Source organism: Holophagales bacterium (assembly GCA_016719485.1).
In the GTDB taxonomy this organism is placed as follows: Bacteria; Acidobacteriota; Thermoanaerobaculia; order UBA5066; family UBA5066; genus UBA5066.
This window is the reverse complement of sequence record JADJZB010000033.1, coordinates 14,784-29,821: the sequence shown is the minus strand read 5'-3', so window position 1 is coordinate 29,821 and position 15,038 is coordinate 14,784. Positions and strand designations below refer to the sequence as shown.

The following is a 15,038-nucleotide window of genomic DNA, read 5'->3' as shown; positions in this document are numbered from 1 at the left end:
CTTTCGCCACTCCAACGAACCGGATCGCTGGCATTCGATTTGCCTGTGCCAAGCCGGAATGAGGGAATCGCGCAGGCGGGCCGTCGTGCTCCTCCGATGGGGGTTGCTCGGGGCTTTCTTCGCCCTGCTGGTTCCGATGGGCATCTCCGCAGCGAGGAAGGTCGCCACCACGGGACAGTCGGGCATCCTCCTGACGCCGGAAGAAAGCGGGTTCAGGGTTCGGGTCGCGGGAATGGCCGAATCCGCCGGGCTCAGGCCGGGTGACCTCCTCCTTCTCGTGGACGGTGAGGAGGCCCGGGCCCTTCCCGATCCGGTAGGTGCCATGGAGAGGGGAGAACGCGAGCTGACGGTCCTGCGCGACGGACAGCCGGTACGTCTGAAGGGGCGCATCGGGCCGTCTCCGTGGGACACGCGCTACCTTCTCCTCCTGTTCGTGGGCGCCGCCTTCCTCGTCACGACGGGCGTCGTCCTGAGGACCGCACCACACGAGGCCGACCCGACCAGCCACTTCCTGTTCGCAGGCTTCGCGTTCACGGCGGCGGCCGTCTTCGTCATCACGCCAGCCCCGCCTTACGACGCGATTTTCAGGGCGACGACGCTGCTGGAAGACGCCGCCCGCGCCTTCCTGCCGGCGTTCCTGCTGGCGTTCGTCTTTCGCTTCCCCCGCCGGGCAATGCGCATTCCCGGCGCGCTCTTCTTCGTCCCCGCCTTCGCCCTCGCCCTCCTCGCCCTCGCGACGTACCTGAACCCGCCCGCTCCCGACGTCGACGCCACCCCCCTCGTCCTCCGCCTGGACCGACTCCAGCAGGCCGCCCTCCTCCTGGGCGTCTCCCTCGCGGTCGCCCGCCTCGTCTCTCTCGCAACGCGCCGGCTCGATCTCCTCGCCGAGAAGCAGGTCCGTTTCCTCCTCGCCGGGACCGCGGGTGGTCTTCTCCCCGTCGTCCTTCTCGACCTCCTGCCTCGCCTCGTCGGGGGGCCGATCCCCGTCGTCTCCAGCTTCTCCATCGTTCCGCTCGTCCTCGTGCCGGCCGCTTTCCTCGCCGCCCTGACCCGCTACCGGCTCTGGGACGTCGAGATCCTGACGCGGGAGACCGTCGCGCTCCTCGGCGCGGCGTTCCTCGGCGCAGGACTCTTCTCGCTCGCACAGGTGGTCGACCTCGGCGACGTCCTGCCGGGAATTCCCTACGGCCGCGGGCTCGTAGAGGTGGGCGCGGGGCTCCTCATCGCCCTCACGTTCTTCCCGGTCCGCAGGGGCCTTTCGACGGCCCTCGCCCGCGTCCAGTACGGCGAACGATTCGGGGACCGCGAAGGCCTCCTCTCGCTCGTCCGCGACCTCTCGCGCCCTCGCCGCCTCGCCGAGCTCGGGCCGCTCCTTTCCGAGCGCGTCATGAGCGGGCTCGGCGTGCCACGGGCGACGCTCCTCCTGGCGCTTCCCGACGGCCGCCTCGACGCCACGTCACTGGACGGCGGCGACCCCCTGCCACCGCTGGACCTCCCCTCCGAGGCGACGAAGAAGACGACCCGCCTCTCGCGCCTCACCTTCAACGAGCGTCCTACGGCCGCCGTCGCCAGGATGCGCCGGGCCGGCTTCCGGACGATCGCTCCGCTCGCCCTCTCGGGCCGCCTCCTCGGCCTCTTCGCCGTCGCGGACCGGGGAGGGCGCGACCCGCTCTCGGGAGAGGACATCGAGCTTCTCGAGACCGTCCTCGCCTCCGCGGCGCTCGCCGTCGACCACGCGCGCCTCTACGGCGAGCTGGAGGCGCAGGCCGAGCAGTACCGCCGCCTGAAGGAGTTCCACGAGGACGTCGTCACGGGCTCGCCGGCGGCGATCGTGGTCACCGACGAGCAGGGCCGGATCTCGTCCGTGAACCCCGCGTTCGAGAGGCTCTTCGCCGACGGCCTTGGGAACCTCGCCGGCCGCCGCGCCGAGGACGTCCTCCCGGAGGCGGTGCGTTCCGTTCACGCCCCGGCGCGCGTCGAGGTCACGCTCGGCCAGCAGTCGCGCGTCCTCGACGTCGCGGTCTCCCCGTTCCCCGGTGCGCGCGAGGGCTCGCCCGCGCGGGTCTGGGTCCTCTCCGACTCCACCGAGCTGGCCCGCCTCGAGAAGAGCCTCGCGGAGAGGGACCGCCTCTCGGCGCTCTCGAACCTCTCCGCCGGCGTCGCGCACGAGGTCAACACGCCGCTCACGGGGGTCGCGAGCTTCGCGCGGCTCCTCCTCGACGAGACCCCGGCCGACGACCCCCGGCGGCCCATCGTCGAGAAGATCGAACGTCAGGCCTTCCGTGCCGCGCGTCTCGTCGGGAGCCTGCTCGACCTGGCCCGGGGCCGCCCGCGCGAGATGGCATCGCTGGACCCGGCCGACCTCGTGCGGGAATGCTGCCAGGCCCTCGAGGACGAGGTGAAGGGCCGGCGCGTGACGCTCGACGTCGATCTCCCGGCATCGCTGCCCCGTGTCCTCGGGCACGGGGACGCCCTCGTGCAGGTCCTCGTGAACCTCCTGAAGAACGCGCTCGACGCCGTGGCCCTCCCGAAAGACGGGCGTGTCGGCCCGGGCCTCGTGAGGATCGCCGCAGCCGCCGCTGGCGGAAACGTCCTCTTCACCGTCGACGACGACGGCCCCGGCCTCGCGCGGGAGGAGCAGGAAAAGGTCTTCGACCCGTTCCACACGACGAAGGGTCGTCAGGGGGGCGTGGGCCTCGGCCTGGCGATCGCAGGGGATATCATTCGCGCGCACGGAGGCTCGTTCTCGGTCGATTCCTCCCCGGGGCAGGGCGCCCGGTTCACGGTGAGCCTCCCCGCAGCGACATGAAAATCCTGATCGTCGACGACGAGCCGGTCGTCCGCGAGGTCCTCCGGACGGTGCTCTCGCGGGCCGGCTACGAAACGTGCGAATCGGCCACGGCCGGCGAGGGGCTCGCGCTCTTTGCCGATCCGTCGGTCGACCTCGTGCTGCTCGACCTGATGCTCCCCGACCGGCCCGGCCTCACCCTGCTCAGCGAGATGCGCCAGCGGCGGCCCGACGTTCCGGTCGTCGTGGTCACGGCCTACTCCTCGGTCGAGAGCGCGATCACGGCCATGAAAGAGGGGGCGTTCCACTACGTCCCCAAACCGTTCCGCAACGAAGAGGTCGTCCACCTCGTCGCACAGGCGCTCGAGAGAAGGCGCCTCGTTGCCGAGAACCGCGCGCTGAAGGCCCGCCTCGACTCGGGGACCGATTTCCCCGAGATGGTCGGCCGCTCGGCCCCCATGGAAAAGGTCCTCCAGACGATCCGCCAGGCCGCCCCCGCGCGCTCCACGATCCTCGTCACGGGCGAGAGCGGCACCGGCAAGGAGCTCGTCGCGCGCGCTCTCCACCGCCTCTCGCTGCGCGCTTCGGGCCCGTTCGTCACCGTCCATTCGGGCGCGATGCCGCCCGACCTCCTGGAGTCGAACCTCTTCGGTCACACGAAGGGGGCCTTCACCGGTGCGGTCGCCGAGAAGAAGGGCCTCTTCAAGGTCGCCGACGGCGGGACGATCTTCTTCGACGAGATCGGCACCGTGCCGATCGAGACGCAGGCCAAGCTCCTCCGGGTCCTGCAGGAGCGCGAGTTCCTGCCCGTCGGCGCCGTGGAGCCGATTCACTCCGACGTCCGCGTCGTCGCCGCGACGAACGCCGACCTCGGCCGCCTCGTCGAAGAAGGGAAGTTCCGCGAGGACCTCTTCTACCGGCTCTGCGTCATCACCATCGACCTGCCGCCCCTGCGCGAACGCAAGGAGGACATCCCGCTCCTCGTCGAGGCGCTCGTCTCGCGCGCCGCGCGGGAGAACGACCGCCCCGTGCCTCCCGTCACCTCCGACGCGATGAAGGCGCTCCTCGACCACGACTGGCCCGGCAACGTCCGCGAGCTGGAGAACGTCCTCGAACGCGCGGTGGTCCTCGGCCCCGGCCTCATCGGCCTCGACCAGCTCCCCGACGGGGTCCGCCGCTCGGTGCCGCGCCCCGACGCCCTCCCCGCCGACGGCCTCGTCTTTTACGACGCCGTGGCGAAGTACGAGAAGAACCTCATCGCCGCGGCGATGCACCGTGCGGGCGGGGTGCAGAAGGACGCCGCGCGCCTCCTCGACCTCTCTCCCACGACTCTCAACGAGATGCTCAAGCGCCACGGCATGCTCGCGCGCCGGGCGCCGCGCACCGCGGAACCAGAGCCCGCATGAAGCTTCTCCTCGCCGCGTTCCTCGTCCTCTCCCCGGGGGCGCTCGCTGCCGCTCCGGACGACCCGGTCTTCTCGACGCGCGGCGGCTCCTCGGGGCCCGTCCTCTCGGAAACCGAGCGCGACCCGAAAGTCCCGCCTCCGGTCGCCGTCCTCGGCCACCGGATCGGCGACGCCCTCACGACGCACGACGCCCTCGTCCGCTACGTGAACGCCCTCCAGGCCGCATCGCCGCGCGTCTCGGCCGTCAGCTACGGCACGACGCCGGAGGGGCGAGCTCTGCTGCGCGTCGCCGTATCGAGCCCGGAGAACCTCGCCCGCCTCGACGCCATCGCGGCCGGGTTGAAGAGCCTGGGCGACCCGCGCGGGACCTCGCGCGAGGCGGCTCGCGCCATCGTCGAGCGTTCGCCCGCCGTCGTCTGGATCGCCTGTGGCATCCACGGCAACGAGACCGCGGGCCCCGAAGCCTGCGCCGCCCTCCTCTACACGCTCGCCGCGTCGCGCGAGCCGGGGATCGAGGAGCTCCTCTCCTCGCTCGTCGTCGTCGTCGACCCGTGCGCCAACCCCGACGGGCACGAGCGGCACGTCGCCTTCTGGCGCTCCGTGGCCGGAGACGAGCCCGACCCCGACCCGTACGCCCTCGAGAACGACCCGCCCTGGCCCTCCGGACGGACGAACCACTTCGGCGTCGACCTCAACCGGGACTGGGCCTGGGCGACGCAGCCCGAGACCCGCGCGCGCCTCGCCGCTCTCCGCGCGCTCCCGCCCCAGGTCTACGTGGACATCCACGAGATGGGCCCCGACCAGAGCTACTTCTTTCCTCCGCCGGCCGAGCCGGTCCACCCGCGGGTCCCCGAGACGACCCGCACGTGGATCGAGACCTTCGGGAAGGCGAACGCCCAGGCCTTCGACGCCCGGGGCTGGAGCTTCTTCAACCGGGAGACCTTCGACCTCTTCTACCCCGCCTACGGCGACTCCTGGCCTTCCTTCCGCGGCATGGTGGGGATGACGTACGAGGTCGGTGGCAAGGGGGGGCTGGCCCACCGCCGCAAGGACGGCCGCGTCGTCACGCTCAAGGAGCGCTCCCTCAAGCACTGGACGGCCCTGAGGACCACCCTCCGGACCGTCGCGGCGAACAGGGCCCGCATTCTCGCGGACTACGAAGGCTTCTTCCGGTCGGGAACCGGCGAGGGGCACCGTGTCTTCGTCCTCCCCGGCGGCCAGGACCGCACCCGCCTCGCCTCTCTCGCCTCCCTCCTCGCTCTCCAGGACGTCCAGGTCGGGGTCACGACCCGTCCGCTCCCGAACGTCCCGTCGAAGGGCGCGACGCTCCCGGCCGGGTCGCTCGTCGTCGACACCGCGCAGGCGCACGGCCGCTTCGCCGAGGTCGTCCTCGAGTCGCAGGCCTCCCTCGCGCCGCAGTTCCTCGAAGAGGAACGCCGGAGGCTCCTCGTCGAGGAGGACGAGCGCTTCTACGACGTCACGGCCTGGAGCCTCCCTGTCGCCTTCGGCCTGGCGGCGCACGCACTGCCCGCGGGCACGCCGCTCGCGGGCGCCGTGGCCCCCTGGAAGCCCGAGGAGACCGGTTCTGCCGCCGGCGGCCGCTACGGCTGGCTACTGCCGGGGAGCGACGCCGCGAGCCGGCGCGTTGCCGCCACCCTCGCCGCCACCGGCGTGCAGGTGTCGGTCACGACGCGGGACGCCCGGGCGGGCGCTCTCGCCGCTCCCGCCGGGTCGTACGTCGTGAGAAGCGAGGGAAACGAGGAGATCCAGGACCTTTCCGGCCTCGTGGGCCGGACCGTCTCGGGCGCCAGCGGGCGGGCGTTTCCTCTCGACAGCGCCGCGACCGACGCAGGCCCCTCGTTCGGTTCCTCCTCGCTCCTGCCGCTGAAGCGGCCGCGGGTCGTCCTGCTGTCCGGCGACGGCGCCGACCCCGCAAACGTCGCGTTCCTGCGCCTCGCTCTCGAGAACGGCCTCGGCATCCGCCCCACCCTCCGGCGGGCCGAGTCGCTCGCGGCCGGCCGCTTCGAAGGCGTCACGGCCCTCGTCGTCCCGCACGGCAACGCCCGCTTCCAGAGGGCGCTCCTCGGAGAGAAGTCCGCGGCGACGCTCCGCCGCTTCGTCGACGGCGGTGGCGTCCTGGTCGCCATCCGGGGCGGCGCGGAAGCTCTTCGGGAGAAGCCGCTCGACCTCTCGAAGGTGACGGCGTGGGAGCCTCCTCCCGCCCCGGGCGAGGACGAAGACCCGGACCTCCCGGTGTCCGAAGCCCCCACCGCGCACGCGCCCAGGTCCACGCCCGAGCCCCCTCCCGCGAGCCCGGAGGCCGCCCTCGAGCGCGACCTCGAGCGCCGGCCGCTTCCGATTCCCGGCGCGGCCCTCAGGACGCAGGCGCTGCCGGGCCACCCGCTTCTCTTCGGCCTCGCCGCGTCACCCGCCTTCCTCGTCGTCGACGGCGAGCCTCCGCAACGCCTCCCCGAGGCGAGGGCGAACGTCGTCACCGTCGCGCCCGACGACCCGCTCCTCTCCGGCTTCGGCTGGAAGGAGGCGCTCGAGAGGTGGAAAGGGGCCGCCGTCGTCCAGCTCGAGGAGTCGGGCCAGGGGCGTGTCGTCACCTTCGCCGCCGACCCGGTCTTCAGGGGCGTCTGGCGCGGCTCCGAGACCGTCTTCCTGAACGCGGTCCTGATCGGCCCGTCGCTCGAGTCGAAGGGCCCCTAGACGGAATTGCTCCGGGGCTAGAGCCGACGCAGGAGAACGACGGTCCTGTCGTCGTGGAACGGCACGCCGGCGGCGAACGTCGCCAGGGCCGCACCGAGCGACTCCTCGATCTCGCCGAGGGGTCGCGACGAGACGCCGCGGACCAGCTCGACGAGTCGTTCCAGGCCGAACTCGTCGTCGTCGGGGTTGGCGGCCTCGGTGATGCCGTCCGTGTAGAGGACGAGGAGATCCCCCCGCTCGAGAGTCAGCGCGCCGGAGCCGTAGGCCTGCCCCGGAAAGAGCCCGAGGGGCGGCCCCTGCGCCGAAAGGAGCTCGTGCCCTCCCGCGGCCCGTAGAACGATGCCGGGATTGTGGCCCGCATTCGAATAGACGACGGACCCCGTCTCCGGGTCGTAGAGCGTCGCGATGAACGTGACGAACTTCTCCGGGCTCGTCCGGCGGTGGACGAGGTCGTTCAGGCGCGCGCAGACCCGGTCGGGCGGAAAGTGCTCGGCCGCCCACGCCTGGAACGCCGACTGGACCGACGCCGCCAGGATCGACGCCGCCATGCCCTTGCCGCAGACGTCGGCGACGACGATGTCCACCGTGCCGTCGCTCCTCACGAAGAAGTCGTAGTAGTCGCCCGACACGGTCCGCGCGGGGAGCGTGCGGCCGTAGAGCTCCGTGTCGGGGAGCGCGGGCGCCACCTCGGGGAAGAGCCGCCGCTGAACGTCCCACGCGAGCGCCATCTCCCGTTCGATCCGCTGCCGGGCGGCCGAGGCTTCGTGGAGCCTCAGGTTCTGGATCTTGATCGCCGCCGTGTTCGCCAGCGACGTCAGGAGCTTGAGGTCTTCCTCCGTGAAGCTCTTCCGGCCGAGCCGAGCCTCGAGATAGACGAGGCCGAGGACCTCCTCGTCGACCAGGAGGGGCGCGGCGATGCACGACGTGATCCCCTGCATGCGGATCGAATCAGCCGCACCGATCCTCACGTCGGTCGCGGTGTCGATCATCAGGACGCCCTGCTTCCGCCCGGTGACCGCCTCCACGAGCGTCCGGGACAGGCGGATGTCGGCGGGGTCGATCCCCTCGGCGAACCTCACGGCCTCCGGGCGGAGCTCCCCCGTTCCCTCGCGCAGCATCAGGAGGCCGCGATCGGGCTCGAGGTAGGCGAAGAGCTTCTCCAGGATCAGGTTCGACAGCTCCGCCGGGGGGATGTCGGTGAGGAGCGCGAGGGAGACTTCGTTCAGGATCTGGAGCGACGTCGCGAGCCGCTTCAGCTCGGCGGCGTCGGTCAGCTCGCGGGCCGCCGGGCGCCGCAGGCTCAGGGCGGCGTTCGCGGTCGAGATCATCGTCCGGTCGAGCCTGTCGACGCCGCCGTCGATGACGACCCGCGCCGTGGAGTGGGCTTCCTCCGAGACCTCGATCGAGGTCTCTCCGAGGACGATCCGGTCCCCCGGACAGACCACGATCGGCTCGAGGAGCCTCGATCCGTTCAGCTGGGTTCCGTTCCTGGAACCGAGGTCCGTCAGGACGAGCCCCTCGGGCTTCTGGTCGAGGCGGGCGTGGACGCGGGAGAGGGTCCGATCGGGCAGGAAGACGTCGTTCGTGGAGGAGCGGCCGAGGTTCAGCGACGGGCGGTCGACGACGAAGCGGCTGACCGGCTCGCCGGGCGTGTGGATCGTGAGCACCAGCACTCTTCGGAGTTTAGCCCCCGGCTCGGGGCCCTCTCCCGGAGGGTGTGCTATCTTCCCCGGTTCCGGCCCGGCTCACATGCGGCCAGGCGAAGAAGGAGTCGACCCGTGAAGGAGAAGATCCACCCCCAGTACCAGGAGGTCAGTGTCCACTGCTCCTGTGGAGCGACCTGGAAGACCGGCAGCGTGATGAAGGAGCTGCGGCTCGAGATCTGCTCGAGCTGCCACCCCTTCTTCACCGGCAAGGCCAAGCTGATCGACACCGCCGGCCGCGTGGAGCGCTTCCAGAAGCGCTACGCCAAGTCGGACAAGGCCGTCGCGGCCGCCGCGACCGCCACCCCGAACAGCTGAGGAGGCTGGTCCTCCCCTTCCCCGACTGACCCGGGAACCGACGGATGCTCGAGAAGCTCGCGGACATCGAGAGGCGCTACGCGTCGCTCGAGGAGCGTCTGGGGAGCCCCGACGTCGTTTCCGACCACCAGGAGTCGACGAAGATCCACCGCGCGATGCGGGAGATCGCCTCCGTCGTCGAGAAAGTCCGCGAGCTGCGCAAGGCGCAGGACGAGCTTTCCGGCGCCCGCGAGATGCTCGACACCCTTCCCGGAGGGGACGAGCTGCGCGACATGGCCCAGGTCGAAGCCGAGGGCCTGAAACGCCGGGTCGAGGAGCTCGAGGAGGAGATCCGGGTCCTTCTCCTCCCGAAGGACCCGAACGACGGCAAGAACGTCGTCCTGGAGATCCGCGCCGGGACCGGCGGCGACGAAGCGGCCCTCTTCGCCGAGGAGCTCTTCCGGATGTACGTTCGCTATGCCGAGTCGCGCGGCTGGCGCGTCGAGATCATCGACCGCTCCGAATCGGGAGGCCGCGGCGGCCTCAAGGAAGTCCAGGCCATCCTCGAGGGGGAGGGCGCCTTCTCGCGCCTCAAGTACGAAGGCGGCGTCCACCGGGTCCAGCGCGTCCCCGAGACGGAGTCCCAGGGGCGCATCCACACCTCGGCCGCGACGGTCGCGATCCTCCCCGAGGCCGAGGAGGTCGAGCTCGAGATCGCCGAGAAGGACCTGCGGCTCGACCTCTTCTGCGCCTCCGGGCCCGGCGGCCAGGGCGTCAACACGACCTACTCCGCCGTCCGGATCACCCACCTCCCGACGAACACCGTCGTTCAGTGCCAGGACGAGCGCTCGCAGGTCAAGAACAAGGCGAAGGCGATGCGCGTCCTCAGGGCCCGCCTCTTCGAGGTCGAACGGGAGCGCCAGGAGGCGGCCTACGCCGCCGACCGCAAGAAGATGGTCGGCTCGGGCGACCGTTCCGAGAAGATCCGCACCTACAACTTCCCGCAGTCCCGGGTCACGGACCACCGGATCGGGTTCACCTCCCACCGCCTCGGCGAGGTCCTCGACGGCAGGCTGGACGAGCTGATCGACCCGCTCGTCGCCCATTTCCAGGCCGAAAAGCTCAAAATGGAGCTCTCAAAGGCCTGACGCCCCCGGGACTCTTCTTCGCGACGCCTTGCCTTTTGCGACGCCGCACCTCCCCTCTTCCCTCGCCCATCTCTCCCGCGGGGCCCCGGGCCGGGAGGGAAACGTGTTCGAGACGGCCGAGCTGGGACGGAAGCTCTCCAGGGAAGAGTACGCGGCGGAGCTCCCCGCGATCCGCGCACGGCTTCTCGCGGCGCAGTTCGCGCTCCTGAAGACGAAGGTCCCCGTCATCGTCGTCATCGCCGGGGCCGATGGCTCCGGCAAGGGGGACACCGTCAACCGGCTCCTCGAGTGGCTCGACCCGCGCGGCGTCGAGACGAACGTCTTCGGCCCGCGGACCGACGAGGAGCGCGACCGTCCCGCAGCGTGGCGTTTCTGGCGGACACTTCCCGCGCGCGGGCGCATCGGCATCTTCTTCGGCTCCTGGTACACCGAGCCGATCCTGAGGCGCACGACCGGAAAGATCGGCAACGCCCGCTTCGAGGCCGACCTGTCCCGCGTGGCCTTCTTCGAGAAGGAGCTCGCGAAGGACGGCGCCCTCTTCGTGAAGTGCTGGTTCCACCTCTCGAAGGACGCGCAGAAGAAACGGCTCAAGAAGTTCGAGAAGGACCCCGAGACCCGCTTCAAGGTCACCCGGCTCGACTGGAAGCACTTCGGCCACTTCGACCGGTTCGTCGGCGTCGCCGAGCGCGCGCTCCGGCTGACCGACCCGGCGGAGGCCCCCTGGACGATCGTCGAGGCCGCCGACGACCGCTGGCGCGACCTCGCCGTCGGGCGGGCGCTCGTGGAGGCCCTCGAGGCGCGCCTCGCCGCCGTGCGGGAGGCCGAGGAGAAGAAGGCGACGTTGAAGAAGGCGGCCGCCCAGAAGGCGCCGGCGCCGCCGAAGCGCGCGACGAAGGCCGCCCCGGCGAACGCGGCGAAGGGCGCGGGGATCCTCTCCACCATCGACCTCGAGCGGACGGTGACCGAGGACGAGTACAAGAAGGAGCTCCCGCGCCTGCAGGAGCGTCTCGCCAGGCTCGCCTGGGAGGGGAAGAAGAAAGGCGTCTCGAGCGTCGCCGTCTTCGAGGGCTCGGACGCGGCCGGCAAGGGAGGGGCGATCCGCCGGGTGACGTGGGCGCTCGACGCACGCCTCTACCGCGTGATCCCGATCGCCGCGCCGACCGACGAGGAGCGCGCGCACCACTACCTCTGGCGCTTCTGGAGGCACATCCCGCCCGGCGGGAGCTTCACGATCTACGACCGCTCCTGGTACGGGCGCGTCCTCGTCGAGCGGGTCGAGGGCTTCGCGAAGGAGGAGGAGTGGAAGCGCGCGTACCTCGAGATCAACGACTTCGAGGCCCAGCTCGTCGAGTCGGGGATCGCCCTCTCCAAGCTCTGGCTCCACATCTCGCCGGAGGAACAGCTGCGGCGCTTCCGCGAGCGGCAGGAGGTGGAGTGGAAGAAGCACAAGATCACCGACGAGGACTGGCGCAACCGCGAGAAGTGGCCCGCCTACGAGACCGCGATCGACGAGATGGTCGCCCGCACATCCACGCACGACGCCCCGTGGTCGCTCGTCTCGGCCACCGACAAGAAGGCGGCGCGGCTGACGGTTCTCGAGACGCTCTGCGACCGGCTGGAAGAGGCGCTGTAGCGGCCGGAGAAGCCCTTCAGGGCCGCTCGAGGACGTAGGCCGGGCCGGCGGGCCTCTCGACGACCGAGACCGCTTCGAAGCCTGCGGCGAAGAACGCTGCCGCGGTACGCCCGAACCGGCGCCGCGCCGCGACACCCGCGGCGAGGTCGTCGCGGAAGACCTTCGGGAACCCCGCCGGAAACGGCAGCAGGACCCGCCTGCAAAGGCTCCCCCCCCCCCCCGCCCCCCGCCCCCCCCCCCCCCCCCGCGGGGGGCCCGCCCCCCCCCCCGCCCGGCTGGCGTCGCGCGGGACCGCTCGCCGCGACCGGGAGCGACGCCGCGTCCGCGGCCGGCACCTCGGACGTTTCGCCGCGGACGGCGCGTTCGACACCCGGGCTGTCGAGCCGCCAGTGCGCCTCGAACCGGTCGCTCGGAAGGTCGCCGTAGATCCCGCCGACCCTTCCGTAGAAGTCCGGGAGGAAGACGGGAACGGCCGCGCCGAGCCTCACGAGATTCAGCCGCGCGTTGCGGAGCATGAACGGGTCGTACGTCCAGGTGACGAGCCCGATTCCCCGGGCCAGGCACCACTCGCGCTGGTAGAGCTTCAGGAGGACCGACAGCCCGCGCCGCTGCGCTTCGGGCCTCACCGCCAGGAGGTGCGAGTGGATCGCCGGCTGCCCCAGGTTCGTCCGCGGCACCGCGTGGACGAAGCCGAGGAGGACCTCCCCCTCGAACGCACCCGCCGTCATCCCTCCCGAGTGCGTGGCGGTGATCATGTCGGGTGGCGGCGGGACCATCAGGTCGGGGAATCCCCACGCCGCCTTCGCGGCCTGCGACGCCTCCGCGAACTCCGCCGGGCTCCGCAGCTCGCGGACCCGAACGCGCCGCGCCCTCAAGCCTCCACCTCCGCCAGGAGCGCGGCGACGAGCGCCGCGCGCCGCGGCAGGTCGTCCAGCTCGACGTGCTCGCCGCGCGCGTGAGCACCGCCGCCACGCGGACCGAGCCCGTCGAGCGTGGGGATTCCCGCGGCCGCCGTCAGGTTGCCGTCGGAGGCCCCGCCGACGCGCGCCGCCGCCAGGCCGAAGCCGAGGGCCGCCGCAAGCGCACGGGCAGTCCGGTGAAGTGCCAGCGACTCCGGCGTCGGCTCCATCGGCGGGCGCGAGACGACCGCCGAGATCTCCGCGCCGGCCCTCCCGTCGGAGGGTGCGAACGCCTTCAGCCCTTCGCAGATCCGCTCTCCCTCCGCCGCCGTCCAGAACCGGAAGTCGACCGTCACCTCCGCCGCCGGGGGAACGACGTTTCGCGCGCTTCCCGCGGAGGCGAGCGTCGGAACGACGGTCGTCCCCGCGTCGCGGTCGGCGAGGGCGTCGGCCCGCAGGGCGAAGCGGGCCATCTCCAGGAGGGCCGACGCTCCCTTCTCCGGCTCCAGCCCGGAGTGGGCCGGCACCCCGTGGAAGCGCGCCACGGCCAGCCCGACCCCCTTGCGCGCCACCTTCGCCGCGCCGCCGTCGCCCGACGGCTCCAGAACGAAGACGCGCTCCCGCCGCCGCGCCTCCTCGAGGATCCGCTCGCGCGACGCGCCGCTCCCCACCTCCTCGTCGGACGTGAGGAGGAGGGAGACGCCCCGCGCAGGCGCGAACGCTCCTTCGCACGCCGCCGCGAGGACGGCGAGGACGACGGCGACGCCTCCCTTCATGTCGAAGACCCCCGGTCCGGTCGCGAGGTTGCCCCCGGCGTGGAACGGCTGCCGGGCGAGCGTTCCGGCAGGCCACACCGTGTCGAGGTGCCCGAGGAGGAGCGTCCCGCCGCGCTCCGGGCCGAGCCGGGCCAGGACGCCGTCACCTCGGCCCTCGAACGCCACGATTTCGGAGGGAACGCCGGACTCCGCGAGGCGCGCGCGGACCCATCCGGCGAGCGCCGTGACCGCCGCGGCGTCCGACGACGGGCTCTCCCTCGTCACGAGCGCCTCGAGGTCGCCCAGCATCGCGCCGGTCCTCGCCGAGAAGTGCGCGAGGAGCTCCAGCGCGCCCGGCGCTTCGGTCACGCGGGCAGCTCCAGCGTCTCGAGCGTGAAGCGCGCCAGCACGTCACGCCGCACCTCCACGCCGATACCCGGACCCTGAGGCACCGGCATCAGGCCGTCCGCCGCCTCGGGCCGCGGCTCGACGATGTCCTCGTCGAAGTAGCGCGAGGACGACGCCGTGTCGCCCGGCTTCGTGAACCCCGGGAGCGCCGCCACGGCGATGTTGTGCGCGCGCCCGACGCCCGACTCGAGCATCCCGCCGCACCAGAGGGGGACTCCCGACGCCGTGGCGACGTCGTGGATCCGGAGGACCTCGCCGTACCCGCCCACGCGCCCGAGCTTCACGTTGAGGACGCGGCACGCGCCGAGCGAGATCGCCGCGGCGGCGTCGGAGGCGGAGCGGATCGACTCGTCCAGGCAGATCGGGGTCGAAAGCCGCCCGGCGAGGCGCGCGTGGTCCACGAGGTCCTCGTGGTGCAGCGGCTGCTCGATGTAGTCGAGGCCGAACGCGTCGAGCGCGACGAGAGGGCCCGAGGTCTCGAGCGTGTAGGCGGCGTTCGCGTCGACCGTCAGCGGCAGGTCGGGGAATGCCTCCCGGACGGCCGCCACCCGGTCCACGTCGGACCCCGGCTCGATCTTCACCTTGATCCGCCGGTACCCCTGGGCCACGTGCCTGCGCACGTTCTCGACCGTCGCCTCGACCGTCGGCTGCAGGCCGAGAGAGACACCGACTTCGATCGCCGTCCGCGGGCCGCCGAGATTGCGCGCGAGCGACACGCCGTCCGCCCTGGCGAACAGGTCCCTCAGGGCCGCCTCGAGCGCCCCTTTCGCCATCCGGTTCCCGCGGACGCGTTCGGCGAGCCGGTCGAAGGCAGGGGCGTCCGGAAGGTCCCTTCCGAGGACGAGCGGAATCAGGAACCGCGAGAGAGCCGACCGGGCCGAGTCCGTCGTCTCGGGGGAGTAGAACGGCCCGTCCTCGGCGACGCACTCACCCCAGCCCGAGAAGCCCTCCGAGACCGCCTCGACCAGGAGGAACCTCTTCGCCGCCGTCTCGCCGAACGACGTCCGGAACCGGAACTTCAGGGGCATCTCGACGAGCCGAAGGACGACCTTCTCGATCCTCACGCTTCCTCCCCTTCGGGCAGCCGCCGGGCATCGTAGCGGAACGGGCACTCCCCGAGGATCTCCCTCCGTGGCGTCTCCCTTCCCAGGGGGTCTGGTCTACGCTCTACACTCTGCTCCGCGGAGCAGAGTGTAGAGCGTAGACCAGACCCCCTCCGGCTGGCGGTCGATTGACAGGGGTGCGGGGCAGAAATAGCATAAAGAGTTTTGGAGCCTGGCGGATCCCCGC

The 15,038-nt window shown here is 71.8% G+C and carries 9 protein-coding genes; 6 read left to right on the top strand and 3 right to left on the bottom strand.

All coding sequences use genetic code 11. The annotated features are described in order from the left end of the window. Positions 1-85: 85 nt before the first annotated feature. From IPN03_24205 to IPN03_24195, 3 genes are read left to right on the top strand one after another with little or no spacing between them, the layout of a single operon-like run. Positions 86-2,809: a PAS domain-containing protein gene (locus IPN03_24205; GenBank protein ID MBK9376731.1), complete on the top strand. Its 2,724-nt coding sequence runs from the start codon at positions 86-88 to the stop codon at positions 2,807-2,809. Further along, positions 2,806-4,194 (top strand): sigma-54-dependent Fis family transcriptional regulator, encoded by a 1,389-nt coding sequence (locus tag IPN03_24200; protein MBK9376730.1) that lies wholly within the window; start codon positions 2,806-2,808, stop codon positions 4,192-4,194. The genes IPN03_24205 and IPN03_24200 overlap by 4 nt, the downstream gene beginning before the upstream one ends. After that, complete coding sequence (locus IPN03_24195; protein MBK9376729.1) at positions 4,191-6,905, top strand: hypothetical protein; 2,715 nt, start codon at positions 4,191-4,193, stop codon at positions 6,903-6,905. Before IPN03_24200 ends, IPN03_24195 begins: the two co-directional genes overlap by 4 nt. A gap of 17 nt (positions 6,906-6,922) precedes the next feature. Here IPN03_24195 and IPN03_24190 read toward each other — a convergent pair whose 3' ends face one another. Next, entirely contained in the window at positions 6,923-8,572 is a 1,650-nt protein-coding gene (locus IPN03_24190; protein MBK9376728.1) for a SpoIIE family protein phosphatase, read from the bottom strand. A gap of 111 nt (positions 8,573-8,683) precedes the next feature. Here IPN03_24190 and rpmE point away from each other — a divergent pair, with 111 nt between their 5' ends. The 3 genes from rpmE (at position 8,684) to pap (ending at position 11,686) form a co-directional block, all read left to right on the top strand. Next, a complete protein-coding gene (gene rpmE, locus IPN03_24185) occupies positions 8,684-8,926 on the top strand; it encodes a 50S ribosomal protein L31 (protein MBK9376727.1) in 243 nt (80 codons plus the stop codon). A gap of 44 nt (positions 8,927-8,970) precedes the next feature. Then, positions 8,971-10,053: a peptide chain release factor 1 gene (gene prfA / locus IPN03_24180; GenBank protein MBK9376726.1), complete on the top strand. Its 1,083-nt coding sequence runs from the start codon at positions 8,971-8,973 to the stop codon at positions 10,051-10,053. Between the two features lie 103 nt (positions 10,054-10,156). Beyond that, the gene (gene pap / locus IPN03_24175) at positions 10,157-11,686 is read left to right on the top strand and encodes a polyphosphate:AMP phosphotransferase (protein ID MBK9376725.1); all 1,530 of its coding nucleotides are present in this window, start codon (positions 10,157-10,159) and stop codon (positions 11,684-11,686) included. A gap of 871 nt (positions 11,687-12,557) precedes the next feature. On the opposite strand, the gene IPN03_24170 is transcribed toward pap, so the two are convergent. Beyond that, a complete protein-coding gene (locus IPN03_24170) occupies positions 12,558-13,649 on the bottom strand; it encodes a M20/M25/M40 family metallo-hydrolase (GenBank protein ID MBK9376724.1) in 1,092 nt (363 codons plus the stop codon). A 56-nt stretch (positions 13,650-13,705) separates the two neighbouring features. Beyond that, a complete protein-coding gene (menC, locus tag IPN03_24165) occupies positions 13,706-14,812 on the bottom strand; it encodes an o-succinylbenzoate synthase (GenBank protein ID MBK9376723.1) in 1,107 nt (368 codons plus the stop codon). Between the last annotated feature and the right edge of the window lie 226 nt (positions 14,813-15,038).